This window comes from Streptomyces sp. Go-475 (genome assembly GCF_003330845.1).
Lineage (GTDB): Bacteria > Actinomycetota > Actinomycetes > Streptomycetales > Streptomycetaceae > Streptomyces.
Window position 1 is genome coordinate 6548676 of record NZ_CP026121.1, and the last position, 13819, is coordinate 6562494.

A 13819-nucleotide genomic window follows, 5' to 3' on the forward strand; every position below is an offset into this window, starting at 1 on the left:
GCCGCCATCAAAGCGGCACCAGCCCCACGCCCGGAGAACCCGCCGGCCCCGTTCGGGGACCTCTCCAAGGCGGAGGTCGTCGCGCGGCGTACAGGTCCTGACCCCGATGGCGGGCGGACGGGCGTTCTTGACCCTGACACCGTGGCAAGGTGTCCCCTGGGTGCAGGAGGTGGTTTCGATCAAGCCGACCCACGGAACCCCGCAGAACGCCCGTCTGGCCGATGCCCTGCGTGCCGAGGACTCGTCGGTGCGCCTTCAGGCCGCCCTGGCGGCCGGATCCGGCGCCGACCCCGGCTTCCTGGAGGCGCTCGTCGAGCGATGCGCGGTCGAGCCGGACTTCTTCGTGCGGGACATGTTGTCCTGGGCGCTGACCCGCCTCCCGTCGGAGATCACCCTGCCCCGGATCCGCCAGGAACTCGGCTCGCAGCGCAGTCGGGCCCGCAGCCAGGCGTTGCACACGCTCTCCAAGATCGGTGACCGGAGCGCCTGGGCCTGGATCACGAGGGACATGCTGCGTGACGCCGACGACGAGGTCGCGCGGACCGCGTGGCGCGTCGCCGTGCTCCTCGTGCCCGAGGACGAGAAGAAGGACCTGGCCGACGAACTGGTCACGCAGCTCGGCCGCGGCGACCGTACTGTGCAGCTGAGCCTGAGCCGGGCACTCGTCGATCTCGGCGAGGTGACCGGGCCCGCCCTGGAGACGGCCGCGGCGAGCCCCGACCCGGCGGTGGCCGCGCACGCCCGTGCCACCGAGCTGCTCCGGCGGAACCCGGAGGCCGGTTTCGACGCGGCCGTCGAGGAGGCGAAGCGAATCGTGAGTCTCGGTCCGGAACGAGCCGCTGCCGCGGAGAGCGCCGGGGGTGCCGACAGCGCGGAGGCCGCGGGGGCCGCGGAATGTTGATCGGCGAGGTGGCGCGCCACTCGGGGGTGAGCCCCCGGATGCTCCGGCACTACGACGCCCTCGGGCTGGTGCGACCGACCGGTCGCACCGTCGGCGGCTACCGCCAGTACTCCGCCGAGGACATCCGCCGGATCTTCCACGTGGAGAGCCTGCGGTCCCTCGGACTCTCGCTCAAGCAGATCGGGCGCGCGCTGGAGGACCCGGCCTTCACGCCGTCCGCCCTCGTCAGCGACCTCATCCGGTGGACGGAGGAGCGCTTGGAGCGGGAACGGGAGCTGCTGGAGCGTCTCCGCGCCGTCGACGCGTCGGCGCCCACCGGCTGGCAGGACGTCCTGCGCATCGTCGAACTCATGCAGGGGCTCGGCTCGGCCAGCGCCGCGCGCAGGCAGCAGGCCGTCCTGGCCCGGCCGGACGGCGCCTCCGTCCCCACCGAGCTGCTGGCCGGCGCGGTGCTGGCCGAATCCGACCCCCATGTCGCGGGCGCCCTGCGGTGGGCGCTCGCCCGGTCGGGCGGCGACGGCGTGGCGGCACTGGCCGCCGGTGTGCACGCGGAGGACGTCGACGTCCGGCGGCGCGCGGTGCTGGCGATCGCCGAGATGGCCGAGGCCCCGGGTGCGGCCGAGGTGCTCGCCGACGCGCTCGGGGACCCGGACCGGCAGGTGCGGGGGCCCGCCGCTCTGGCCCTGGGCAGGCGTGGCGTGGTGGAGGCCGTGCCGGTACTCGTCGGCATGGTGGTCGACGGTTCCCGCGACGTCGAAGCGGCGGAGGTCCTGGGAGCGTTGTCCCAGGACCCCGGCTGCGCGGACCGGATCATGACCGCCCTGGCCGACGAACTCGCCGCGCCCACAGCCGACTCCGCGACGCGCATCCGTCTGACCCAGGCGCTGGTCGAACTGCCGGGGCCGACCGTCCGGGAGGTCCTGCGCCGGCTCGCCCACGACGACGACCGCGCTGTCGCCCTCGTGGCCTCGGCCTTCCTCTTGGTCGTCGACGGGCGGCGGTCAGACGGAGGCGGAGGCGGAGACGGAGGCTGAGAGGGCCGTCTCTTACGACGCGCCGTGCGGGGAGCGTCCTCCGAGTGGAGCCCCCGGCCTGTTACTTCTCTGCTTCGACGTGCTGCTCCAGGGCCGCCAGGATGTCGTCGACCGGGCCGAAGGTGATCATGGCGGTCGTTCCGCCGGCGACCTCGCCGCGCAAGGGGGACAGGGCGTCGTGCGCCCGTGCGGCCAGTGAGGCGTCCTGGAGTCGGATCGCGGTGTGCGCGGTGACGGCCCAGAGCGCGTCGTACAGGTGGTCGGCGGGGGGTTCCGGCAGGGTGGCGGCGGCGTGGCGGGCCGCCGTGACGTCGCCGCGGGCGAGGTCGACGAGGGGGCGGGTCCAGGGGCGGTGGGGGCCCCAGTCGAGAGCGGGGTCCGTCGGCGCGGGGCGTCCGTGGCGCAGGCGGAGTGAGAGCAGCGCGAGCGGGAGGGCCCCGGCTTCCACCCCGGGCATGCCGGCGCCCGCCAGCTCGGTGGCCAGGGTGCGATAGGCGTGGGCGACCTCGGCGGGGTCGTCAGATCGCTGGGCCAGCCGCATGGTCCGGAAGGCGGCGGTGAGCGTGTGGACGAGCGGGGTCTCGTGGACGGCGGCGAGCCGCTCGGCCGCCGCGACATGACGCTCGGCGCCTTCGGTGTCGCCGCGGGCCGCGCGGACCTGGATCCTGATGAGGTGCCCGAGGATCTCGAACGTCGGGAGGTCGTGCCGGGCGGACAGCGCGATGAGTTCGCCGGCGATCGCGTCGCGTTCGGCGGTGCGTCCGGGCTGCTGGAAGGACTGCACGAACCGGGCGTTGAGCGCGAGTGCCAGGGCGCCCGGGTCGTGGAGTTCCCGGGCCAGGAGTTCGGCTTCGGCCGCCGCCTCGGCGGCCCAGCGGTCCCGCGTTCCGCGATGCTCCAGACCGAGGGTGGCGAGGAGGCGTGCTCGCAGGGCGGGCGGCGCCGCCGGTCCGAGTCGGCGCAGGGTGCGCCGGGTGGTCGCGACCAGGGCCTCGGACCGTGCGGGGTCGTCGGCGCGCGTCCAGACGGTGGGGACGTCGTACGCCGCGATCACGCGGGCGGTCAGGTCGGGGTCTCCGGTCCGTTCCGCTTCCGCGGCCGCCGCGGCGCGCTGCTCCTGGGCGAGGACCAGGTTCGTGCCCCCGGTGACCGCGGCGGCCCTGGCCACGGTGCTCATCGAGCGCAGCCGGGTGGAGGTCCCCGTCGCCTCGGTGCGGGTGAGCAGGAGCAGCCGGTCCTCGTCCCGGGACGTGGGCGTGAGGTGGGGAGCGTGCCGGAGGATGTCGCGTTCGAGGTGGTCGAGGCTGTCCGCCGACGCCAGCCCGAACTGCTCCAGCAGCCTGGTGCGCGCGCCGCCCAGCGCGGCCAGGGCGTCGACCTGGCGGCCGGCCTGGTAGAGGGCACGGGCCAGCAGGACCCAGGCGTGCTCGCGCCACGGGTGTGTCGCCGCGAACGCTTCCAGCTCCGGGACGAGGGGCGCGCCGCGTCCGAGGTCGAGCACCGCCCGGGCGCGCAGCTCGAGGGCCTGCCGGTGCAGTTCGGTCAGGCGGGCGCGTTCCGTCGCCGGCCAGGGCGAGGCGTCGAGGTCCGCGTACGGCTCGCCGCGCCACCAGGAGAGCGCTTCGCCCAGCGCGCCGGCCACCTGGTCGCCGGGTGCGTCGCGCACGGCCCGGAGTGTGTCCTCGAACCGGTGGGCGTCGACGTGCGCCCGCGGCACCCGCAGGGCGTAGCCGGTCCCGACGGTCTCGATGGCGCGCGAGGGGGTGCGCGGGAGGCGGTCCGGTTCGAGGGCGCGGCGCAGTTCGGCGACGAAGGTGCGGACGGTCCCGGCGGCCGTGGGCGGGGGGTCGTCCCAGAGGTCGGCGACCAGTGTCGCCAGCGGGACGGCCCGGCCGCCGGCGGCGACCAGCCGGCCCAGAACCTCGCGGCGGCGCCGGCTGCCCACCGCCACGGGACGGCCCCCGGCATCCGTGACCTCGATGGGTCCGAGCACCTTGACGAGGATCTCCATGGGCTCATTGTCGTCCCGCTCCGGCGCCCGACGGCCGTCGCTGATCCGCTGCTGATCCGGCTGCCCGATGCTCCTGTCGTTCATCCGCCCACAGGTGAGCGACAGCAGCTCACGGCTTTCGGAGAAGGAGACGACGGCGATGGCCCTCACCATTCCCGGATTCACCACCAGCTCGATCGGCGTGGCCGACGGCGTCGAGCTGCACGCGGCGGTCGGCGGGGAAGGACCGCCGCTCGTACTGCTCCACGGCTTTCCCCAGACCCACCTGATGTGGCGCCATGTCGCCCCCGCCCTGGCCGGGCACCACACCGTGGTCTGCCCCGACCTCCGCGGCTACGGCGCCAGCAGCAAGCCGGACGCGGTCGCCGAGGACACCTACGCGAAGCGGACGATGGCCGCGGACATCGTCCACCTGGCCGACGCCCTCGGGTTCGACCGGTTCGCGCTGGTCGGGCACGACCGCGGCGCGCACGTCGCCTTCCGGGCGGGGCTGGACCACCCGGACCGGATCACCCACCTCGGCATCCTGGACATCGTCCCCACCCTGGACACCTGGAACGTCCTGCGCGGCGTCAGCGCGGCGGTGGGTTTCCACCTCTACCTGATGGCCCAGCCGCCCGGCCTGCCCGAGCAGTTGATCGCGAACAGCGCCGACGCGTTCTTCGGCCACTTCCTCGACGCCTGGTCCACCGGCTCCGACGCGATCCCGCCGGACGTACGCGCCGAGTACCTGCGCGCCTGCCGGGAGGCCGTCCCGTCGATCGTCGCCGACTACCGCGCCACCGCGACCGTCGACATCGCACACGACCAGGCCGACCTGGACGCCGGCAACCGCCTCGCCATGCCGGTGACGGTCGTCCAGCAGGACTGGGGCCGGCAGCTGGGTTTCGACGCCGCCGCGACCTGGCGGCCGTGGGCCGGTGACCTCCGGCACTTCACCACCCGGGCGGGCCACTTCATGGCCGAGGAAGCTCCGGAGGACATCGGCGCCCTGATCCTCGACCTGGTGCAGCGATGACCGTGACCTGGTGCAGCGATGACCGCCCGGGGTCGAAGGCGACCACCCGCTACCGACACTGAGGAAACAGAGGAGAGTTCATGACGAAGCATGTCCTGGTGCTGGGGGCCGGGCCGACGGGCCTGGTGGCCGCGATGCTGCTGGCCGCCGAGGGCTTGCGGGTCACCGTGCTCGACCGTGACCCCGGTCCGCCGGACGGCGACGGAGAAGCCGTCTGGCGGGACTGGCGGCGGCCGGCGGTCGGACAGTTCCGGCACAGCCACTGCGTGCTGCCCGGAGGAACGAGCCTGCTGGCCGCCGAACTCCCCGGCGCGGTGGACCGCGTCCTCGCCCTGGGAGGGCGTCCGCACCACAACATGATCGCCGGGGCGTGGGACAAGGCGGCCACCGGGCCGAGGCAGCCGGGGGACGCCCGGTTCGGAGACGATCGCCATGCGGCGGCCGCTGCTGGACGCGGCCCTGCTGGCTCAGGCGCGGCAGACGCCCGGCGTCACCGTGCGGCACGGCGTCCGGGTCACCGGACTGCTGACCGGGGAGGTCCGGTCGGCGGCACCCCCGCACGTGACCGGCGCGCTCGCCCAGGACGGCGAGCGGTGGGCGGCGGACCTCGTGGTCGACGCGGGCGGCCGCAACTCCCCGGTGGCCGGGATGCTGGCGGGGATCGGCGCGGAACCCGAGGAGCACCGCGTCGGGACGGGCTTCCGCTACTACACCCGGTACTTCCGCTCACCCGACGGCGCCCTGCCCCGGCAGGCGCCGTGGCCGCTGTGCCACCACGACAGCGTCAGCGTCCTCTCCGTGCCCGGCGACCGCGGCACCTGGGGCGTGTCGCTGGTGACGTCCGGACGGGATCAGGAACTGCGCGCCCTGGCGGACGCCGACGCGTGGCACCGGGCCCTGAGCCTGTACCCGTGGTTCGCGCACCTGGGCGAGGGGGAGCCGGTCACGGGCGTGACCGCCATCGGCGGGACCGACAGCCGGCGCCGCCGCCTCGTGGTGGACGGCCGTCCGCTGGTCACCGGGATCGTGCAGATCGGCGACGCCTGGGGCACGGTCGACCCGCAGTTCGGCACGGGCATCACGATGGGCTGGCGGCATGCCGCGGCCCTGCGCGACGTCCTGCGCCTGGCCGGGAGCGACGACCCCCTGCGGCAGTCCCTGCTGCTCGACACGTTCGCCGAGGAGAACCTCACGCCCGTGTGGGAGGGTTTCGCCGCCTGGGACCGGAACCGGCTGGCCGAGATCGACGCCGAGATCCAGGGCGGTGTCCGCACCACCGACGACGCCGACTGGAACCTCCAGATCGCCCTGGGATCCGCTCGCTGGAAGGACCCCGAGATCCTGCGCGGCCTCGCCGACGTGGGCTGTCTCCTCGCCGGCCCGCAGGAGGCCCTGGTGAAGCCCGGACTGGCGGCGAGGGCCGTCGAACTGGCCGCCGGTGAACCGCGCTACGCCGAGCCCGGCCCGACTCGCGGGGAACTGCTCACCGCCGTGCGAGGGACCTGAGACGGCCGCGGACGCCTGCACAGTCATGGACGCCGTAGGGCGGCCCCCGGCTCACCAGCCGGTGATCCGGGGCCAGTACGCCTGGATCGCGGGGGCGGGGCCGGCTGTCCGGCCGCTGTCGATGACGTGGTAGCCGTGGTGCTGGGCCGCGGTGGCGCAGGCGTGGTTGGGCAGGACGCGCAGGCGGGTGCCCACCGGCAGGTCGGGCAGGGGAGCGCCGTCGCGGGCGGTGAGGGTGCCGTGCTCCTGGCTGGCGGCCGTCATGACCAGGCCGGGGAGGAGGGTGCCGTCCAGGTCGGTGACCAGGCCGTAGCCCTGGTCCTGGGCCTGGGCGGCGGTGCCGCGGTCGCGGGACATGGCCATCCAGCCGCCGTCGGTGAGGATCCACCCGTGCTCGGGGCGGTGGCCGATGACGGTCACGACGACCGAGAGGGCGAGGTCGTCGAGGTCGCAGACGCCGAGACCGGACATCACCAGGTCGAAGAAGACGTAGTTGCCGGCGCGCAGTTCGGTGACTCCGGTGAGGTCCTCGGCGGCGTGGGCCGTGGGGGTCGAGCCGACGCTGACGGTGTGCACGGGGAGGCCGGCCGCGCGCAGGCGTCCGGCCGCGGCGACGGCGGTGTCGCGTTCGTTCCGCGCGGCCAGGCGCCGGTCCTCTGCGGTGTAAGCGACGTAGGACTCGCCCGCGTGGGTCAGGACGCCGTCCAGGCAGCCCGAGTGGTGCAGGATGCGGCCGATCTCGGGGAGTGCGGAGTCGTCGGGCCTGAGGCCGCCGCGGTGGCCGTCGCAGTCGATCTCGATCTGGGCGGGGACGGGAACGCCGGCCCGGCGGGACGCCTCACCGACGAACGACGCCTGCTCGACGCTGTCCAGCAGCACGCGCAGGCGCACCCCGCGGCGCAACAGCGCGATGACGCGGGGGAGTTTGTGCGGGGCGATGCCGACGGCGTACGTGAGGTCGGTGTAGCCGCCGTCGGCGAACGCCTCGGCCTCGGCGAGGGTGGAGACGGTGACCGGGCAGGGCGGCGCGCCCTCGTGGAGGAGGGCCGCGGCGTCGAGGCTCTTGGCGGTCTTGACGTGCGGGCGCAGGGCGACCCCGAGGCGGGCGGCCCTGTCCCGCAGGCGGGCGATGTTGCGCAGGGTCCGGTGGACGTCGACGACGGCGAACGGGGTGTCCGGGTCGGCCAAGGTCCGTGCGGTGGCGGTGCTCGCGGAACTGTTCACAGGGAAGTCCATGTTCTTCGGGAGGGGCGGGCCAGAGGTGCCGCTCTTCGCTCCGGCGGGCGCGGGCCCTTGCGTCCGGCGTGGTCGTGGACGGTCATCCGGCGTAGCTGCCCGGCGGCCTCGTCGTCCATCAGCCCACTTTAGATCGTCTGTCTATTTCTGGACTGGAAGTCTAAGCAGTGGTCGCCCGGCTGTCCAGGGAAAAGGAGTGTACGTTCGTACGCTCCTGCCGATAGGCTCCGCCGCATGACTGTCGACGTACGCGAGCGGCCCACCCGGACCGACCGGCAGGCCCGCGCGGCCGTCGCCGTGCTGTTCCTCACCAACGGCGCGCTCTTCGCCAACCTGCTGCCGCGGTTCCCGCAGATCAAGGCCGACCTCGGCATCGGCAACGCCGCCTACGGCCTGGCCGTCGCGGCGTTCCCGGCCGGTGCCGTCGCCGCCGGACCGGCGGCCGGGCTGGTCGTCCGCCGGCTGGGATCGGCACGGGTCGCGGTGGCCTGCACCCTGCTGACGGGGGCGGGGGTCCTCGCCGCCGGGCTGGCCGGGTCCGTGGTGGTGTTCGCGGGAGCGCTGTTCCTGGCCGGGGTCATGGACGCGCTCGTGGATGTCGCGCAGAACGCCCACGCCCTGCGGGTGCAGCGCCGCTACGGACGCTCCGTCATCAACTCCTTCCACGCCATCTGGTCCGTCGGCGCCGTCACCGGGGGAGCCATGGCCGCCGGCGCGATCGCGCTGGAGCTGTCGCGCGGGCTGCATCTGCTCGTCTCGGGGGTGCTGTTCGGGATCGCCGCCTGCGTCGCCCTGCGCTACTGCCTGCCCGGACCCGACACCGAACCGGTCGCGGACGAGGCGGGCCCCGCCGGCCCCGGCCCGCGCACGGAGCGGAACGCGGCGGCACCCCCGCGCACCGCCTGGATGCTGGCCGCCCTCGTCCTCATCGCCACCGCCGGCATCCTCGTCGAGGACGCGGGCAACTCCTGGGCCGCGCTCTACCTCTCCGGCTCCCTGCACGCGTCGGTGACGGTGGCCGCCTCCGGCTACATCGCCCTGGTCGGCGCCCAGTTCGTCGGCCGCCTGATCGGCGACCGGCTCGTCGACCGGTTCGGCCAGCGAGGGGTGGCCCGCACCGGCGGGCTCGTCGCCGCGGCCGGCATGGGCCTGGCCCTGGCCGTGCCCACGGTGCCCGGCACGATCGCCGGGTTCGCCGCGGCCGGGTTCGGCGTGGCGACCCTCGTGCCCGCGGCGATGCACGAAGCCGACGAACTGCCCGGCCTCAAGCCCGGGTCGGGGCTCACGATCGTCTCCTGGCTCATGCGCCTGGGCTTCCTGCTCTCCCCGCCGGTCGTCGGGCTCGTCGCCGACGCGGCCGGCCTGCGCACGGGCCTGCTGGTGGTGCCGCTCGCCGGGGTGCTCGTCCTCCTGCTCGCCGGAGTGCTGCGACCCCGGCGGGACTGAACGACCGCGGCCGCGCCGGGCGGTCCGGGGTGTCACCCGGCCCCTGGCGTACGTTCGTACGCTCCTCGGGGTACGCTCGCGCGCATGCCGACGGACCACTTCGCGGGCGACCCGCGCAGCAACCTCGAGCGCATGCGCGCGGGCGACCTCTACATCGCCGACGACCCCGAGATCGCCCGGCGCCTGCAGCGGGCCGTCCGCCTGGCCGCCCGCTACCAGGCCGCCTACGCGGAGGACGCCGACGCCGCCCGGCCGCTCCTCGCCGAACTGCTCGGCTCGCTGGGGGACGAGGCGCACGTCCGGCCGCCGCTGTACGTCGACTACGGCAGCAACATCACGATCGGCGCGCGCACCTTCGTCAACTACCACCTCACCGCGCTGGACGTCGCGGCCATCACCATCGGCGAGGACTGCCAGATCGGCCCCAACGTCCAACTGCTCACCCCCACCCACCCCTTGGAGCCGCAGCCGCGCCGGGACAAGCTGGAGGCCGCCAGGCCGATCACCATCGGCGACAACGTCTGGCTCGGCGGCGGCGCCATCGTCCTGCCCGGTGTGACCATCGGCGACAACTCCGTCATCGGCGCGGGCGCCGTCGTCACCAAGGACGTGCCCGCCGACGTCGTCGCGGTCGGTCATCCGGCCCGCCCGGTGCGGAGCCTGTAGACCTGCTGCCATGGCCACCGGACACACCGACCCCCAGCGCCGTGCGCGCATCGTCGCCGCCACGCTCGACCTCATCGCCGAGGACGGCGTCGCGGGCGTCTCCCACCGCAAGATCGCCGCGCGGGCCGGGGTGCCTCTGGGGTCGATGACCTACCACTTCAGCGGTATCGACGAGCTGCTCGGCGAGGCGTTCCGCAGCTTCACCGACCACATCGTCGCGCTGTTCGACGCGCACCTCGCGCCCCCGGCCGACCGGGACGAGGCCAGAGCGGCCGTGGCCGACCTCATCCACGCGCTGTCCGAGGGCAGCCAGCGCGACCTCGTCCTCACCCAGGAGCTGTACACCCTCGCGGCGCGCCGGCCCGCCTACCGGGAACTCACCCGGGAATGGATGGCCCGCAGCCGTGCGCACCTGGAGAAGCACTTCGACCCCGGCACGGCACGTCAGCTGGACGCCCTCGTCGAGGGCCTGACCCTGCATCGGGCCCTGTCGCCCGCGCCCCACGACCGGGCCCTCACCCTGGAGGCCGTCACCCGCATCACGGCGACGGACCGTCCATGACCGTACGGATGAATAACCCTCGACCACCGCGTCTCCGGCGACAACCTGCGGCACGCCTACTGTCTCGCCCGGGTGTGCGCGCTGGCGTACGAGGACCGGGCCACCATCGAGCAGCAGGCGAACAAGTGGGGCTTCGGCCGTGTGCGCCACCACGAGACGCGGTGGACTGGCTGACCGACGGCACGGCACCGCCGCGGCGCGGCCCGGACGGGGTGTACACCTTCGGCCAGCCCCGCACCTGCGACCCCGCTCTCGCCGCCGCGTACGACAAGGGCTACGAGAACCGCATGTACCGCTTCGTCAACGACAACGACATCGTGCCGCAGCTCCCGCCGGAGCCCTTCCACACGCATGTGAGCGCCCTGCGGTGCATCGACTCCCGCGGCCGGATCCGCGAGTCCGTGCCGCTGGTCGGCGGGCTGGCCGACCGGGTGAGGGGGCTGACCGCGGACCTCTTCGCGCCGGCCAGTGACGGCGTGCGGGACCACTTCATCGACAGCCGGCTGAAGGTTCTGGAGAGGAACCTGGACTGAGGCGCCGCGCCCCCTGCGGGCGGCACGGGAACGGCCGGCCGCTGCCCTCCGTGGTGCGGCAGCGTCGTAATCCCGCCGAATTCGCGGACGTGGCGTACGGCCAGGTGAGCGACGGGGCGAGCGGCGCGAGAATGGTGGTGGCCTGGCGAGGTGCACGCGGCACATTCGGGCGAAACGATCCGCCAGGCAGGCTCCGCAGTTGCGACCGCTGTCTCCACCACCGGCACGTGCGCGCCGAAACGGAGGACCGACGCATGGCCACACCGCTCACCGCCGCCCGGCTCGTCGCCGCGTTGCGGGCCGAGGGCTGCGCCGTTCACGAGGTCAGTGGCTGGCGCACCAACAACCGCAACCACAAGGGCCCTTGGGGGCCCGTCCACGGCGTGATGATCCACCACACCGTCACCGGGCCCGGCACGGACGTCGTCGGGCTCATCTACCACGGCCACAGCGCCCTGCCCGGCCCGCTCGCCACCGGCTGCATCACCAAGGACGGCGTCGTCCACCTGACCGGCAACGGCCGCGCCAACCACGCCGGAGGCGGCGACGGCGACGTACTGAACGCCGTCATCGGCGAGTCGTACGGCGCCTACCCGCCCCCGACGCACGAGCACGACGGCTCGGGCGGCGCGGTCGACGGCAACGCCCGTTTCTACGGCTGGGAGTGCGAGAACAAGGGCGACGGCAGGGACCCCTGGCCGCCCGCGCAGTACCTCGCCATGGTCAAGGCCACCGCCGCGGTCTGCCGCGCGCACGGCTGGGGCCACAAGAGCGCGATCGGCCACCTGGAATGGAGCGACTGGAAGGTCGATCCGCGCGGATTCGACATGGCCGGCTTCCGCCGTGACGTGGCCGACGCCCTGGCCCTCCCGGCGGGCCTGTGGGAAGGAGAGGACCCCATGCCCCAGTACGTCAACCTCGGTGTCGCCGAGCGGTACCGACTCGCGCCCGGCGCCTGGGACTCGGTGGAGTTCGCCACGGAGTGGACCGACGAGACCGGCGACCACGCCACCGGCGGGAGCGTCTTCGCCCGGGGACCGGCCCGGTTCAGCGGGACCGTCAGTCTCCACCTCGACGGACTGCCGGCGGGTGCGGTCGTCCAGGCGCGCATGTCGGAGTACCAGGGCGACCAGCACCGCGCGGACCACCCGATCCACGAGATCGTGGGGACCGGCGGCGGCACCTTCGCCGTCCTGCCCGTGACGAAGCGCATCGCGTCGGGGCGCGGCATGCGCGTGCGGCTGCTGAACCAGGCCGCCGTCCCGGTCACCGTCGCGAGCGCCGTGCTGACGGTGCTGGTGTGGAAGGAGACCTGAGCAGTCGAAGTCACTCCGGGGCCGGAAGTCCGGGGCCCGGGCAGCGTACGTTCGCCGCGGGCACCGTTCCGTCCACCAGGTAGGCCGCCGCGGTGCCGTCCACGCAGGCGTTGCCGCGGCTCGCGAACACGCCGTGGGAGTAGTCGTCGTCGAGGGTGACCAGCGCTGAGCCGGGGAGCAGCCGCTGCATCGCGCGGGCTCCCTCGACCGTCGTCACGGCGTCGTGCGCGGACGCGACCAGGAGGACCGGCGGCGCCGCCGGGCTGCCGAGCGGGGTGCGGTGGCCGGGGCGGTGGTGCCAGTAGGCGCAGGTGCTCGCCTCCATGCCGGTCAGCACCGGTTGCGGGTCGGCCCGACGGGTGCGGCGGATGTCGGCGACGATCTCGCGGGGGCTCGGGCCCGGCCCGTCGGCGCACTTGACGACGCGGTTGGCCGCCTCGTACGTGCGGGATTCCGGGCCGTCGAAGGCGGCGGCCGGGCGCAGCGCGTCGACGCCGCCGTCGGCCAGGTAGCCGCGCAGCCCGCCGGCCAGCCCCGCCCACCGCTCGGTGCGGCCCAGGGCGCGGTACACCGCCCGGTCGAACTCCGCCGGGCCGAAACCGGCCACCGGCCGCGCGGCGAGCCCGCGGCGCACGCGCAGGTACGAGGCGCGCACCTCGGCCGGTGTCTCTCCCAGCCCGAAGTGCCCGGCGGCCCAGGCGAAGAAGGTGTCGCGCTGGCGCAGCAGCGCCCGGCTCTGCCGGACGTCGAAGTCGTACCAGTCCCACGGGCCGACGACGCTGTCCAGCACCATCCGGCCCACGCGGTGCGGGAACCGGGCGGTGTAGGCGGCGCCCAGGTAGGTGCCGTAGGAGACGCCGAGGAAGCTCGTCCTCGGTTCGCCGAGGGCCGCGCGTATCGCGTCCATGTCGTACGCCGTCTGCTCGGTGGACAGATACGGCAGCAGACGGCCCGCGTGCGCGGCGCAGTCGTCCGCCATGGCCCGCAGGGACCTCAGGTACGTCCGCTCCGCCGCGGGTCCCACCGGCACCGGGTCGCCGCCCGGGCTGTCGAAGAGGCCGCCCATCGGGCCGCAGGAGACGGGGGTGCTCCGTCCGGTACCGCGCGGGTCGAAGCCGATCACGTCGTACGCGCGCCGCACGCTCTCGGGGAGTTTCGCCCGCTTGGTGACCGCGTAGGGGAGTCCGGAGCCGCCCGGGCCGCCCGGGTTGACCAGCAGGATGCCGCGCCGTTCGGCGGGCGTGCCCGAGGCGCGGACCCGGGAGACCGCCACCTCGACGCGCGGCCCCCCGGGCTGCCGCCAGTCGAGCGGCACGGTGAGCCGCCCGCACTCCACGCGCTCCGGAGCGGCCGGCCGGGGGACGGAGTCCGGGCAGGCGGTGAAGCGCAGGGGCGAGTGTGGCTCCGCCGCCTGGACGGGGGCGGCCGGGAGCAGGGTGGTGGCGGCCGTGAGGGCGCACAGCAGTGCGGCGCGGCGTGCGGAACGGGTCAAGGGGGTCTCTCCAGAAGATCTTCGCCCAACCAGGTGACAATGAAAATGATTATCGATAACGTCTCCGGCGGCAACACCCGGCGCCCTCCCCCCGGAGG

Annotated in this window: 11 protein-coding genes and 1 pseudogene; 9 read left to right on the forward strand and 3 right to left on the reverse strand. The window is 74.4% G+C overall.

Annotation, left to right across the window (positions count from 1 at the left end):
- The first annotated feature begins 160 nt into the window (after nucleotides 1-160).
- Entirely contained in the window at nucleotides 161-901 is a 741-nt protein-coding gene (locus C1703_RS30085; protein ID WP_114255772.1) for a HEAT repeat domain-containing protein, read from the forward strand.
- Entirely contained in the window at nucleotides 895-1935 is a 1041-nt protein-coding gene (locus C1703_RS30090) for a MerR family transcriptional regulator (RefSeq protein WP_114255773.1), read from the forward strand. Before C1703_RS30085 ends, C1703_RS30090 begins: the two co-directional genes overlap by 7 nt.
- A 61-nt stretch (nucleotides 1936-1996) precedes the next feature.
- Here C1703_RS30090 and C1703_RS30095 read toward each other — a convergent pair whose 3' ends face one another.
- Entirely contained in the window at nucleotides 1997-3946 is a 1950-nt protein-coding gene (locus C1703_RS30095) for a BTAD domain-containing putative transcriptional regulator (RefSeq protein ID WP_114257652.1), read from the reverse strand.
- 139 nt (nucleotides 3947-4085) lie between these two features.
- On the opposite strand from C1703_RS30095, the gene C1703_RS30100 reads away from it, so the two are divergent.
- Nucleotides 4086-4964 (forward strand): alpha/beta hydrolase, encoded by an 879-nt coding sequence (locus tag C1703_RS30100; RefSeq protein WP_114255774.1) that lies wholly within the window; start codon nucleotides 4086-4088, stop codon nucleotides 4962-4964.
- Between the two features lie 432 nt (nucleotides 4965-5396).
- Nucleotides 5397-6470 (forward strand): hypothetical protein, encoded by a 1074-nt coding sequence (locus C1703_RS30105; RefSeq protein ID WP_232840629.1) that lies wholly within the window; start codon nucleotides 5397-5399, stop codon nucleotides 6468-6470.
- A gap of 51 nt (nucleotides 6471-6521) precedes the next feature.
- Here C1703_RS30105 and C1703_RS30110 read toward each other — a convergent pair whose 3' ends face one another.
- On the reverse strand, nucleotides 6522-7706 hold the full coding sequence (locus C1703_RS30110) for a DSD1 family PLP-dependent enzyme (protein WP_114255775.1): 1185 nt from the start codon (nucleotides 7704-7706) through the stop codon (nucleotides 6522-6524).
- Nucleotides 7707-7940: 234 nt separating this feature from the next.
- On the opposite strand from C1703_RS30110, the gene C1703_RS30115 reads away from it, so the two are divergent.
- From C1703_RS30115 to C1703_RS30135, 5 genes and pseudogenes are all read left to right on the forward strand, one after another.
- Nucleotides 7941-9152, forward strand: a complete 1212-nt coding sequence (locus C1703_RS30115; protein ID WP_114255776.1) for an MFS transporter — start codon at nucleotides 7941-7943, stop codon at nucleotides 9150-9152.
- Nucleotides 9153-9236: 84 nt separating this feature from the next.
- Entirely contained in the window at nucleotides 9237-9818 is a 582-nt protein-coding gene (locus C1703_RS30120; protein ID WP_114255777.1) for a sugar O-acetyltransferase, read from the forward strand.
- A gap of 10 nt (nucleotides 9819-9828) precedes the next feature.
- Nucleotides 9829-10380, forward strand: a complete 552-nt coding sequence (locus tag C1703_RS30125; RefSeq protein WP_114255778.1) for a TetR family transcriptional regulator — start codon at nucleotides 9829-9831, stop codon at nucleotides 10378-10380.
- 12 nt (nucleotides 10381-10392) lie between these two features.
- Nucleotides 10393-10913 (forward strand): annotated as a pseudogene (locus tag C1703_RS30130) (hypothetical protein).
- A 254-nt stretch (nucleotides 10914-11167) separates the two neighbouring features.
- On the forward strand, nucleotides 11168-12229 hold the full coding sequence (locus C1703_RS30135) for an N-acetylmuramoyl-L-alanine amidase (protein ID WP_114255780.1): 1062 nt from the start codon (nucleotides 11168-11170) through the stop codon (nucleotides 12227-12229).
- Nucleotides 12230-12239: 10 nt separating this feature from the next.
- Here C1703_RS30135 and C1703_RS30140 read toward each other — a convergent pair whose 3' ends face one another.
- Nucleotides 12240-13721: an alpha/beta fold hydrolase gene (locus tag C1703_RS30140; protein WP_114255781.1), complete on the reverse strand. Its 1482-nt coding sequence runs from the start codon at nucleotides 13719-13721 to the stop codon at nucleotides 12240-12242.
- Nucleotides 13722-13819 lie beyond the last annotated feature (98 nt).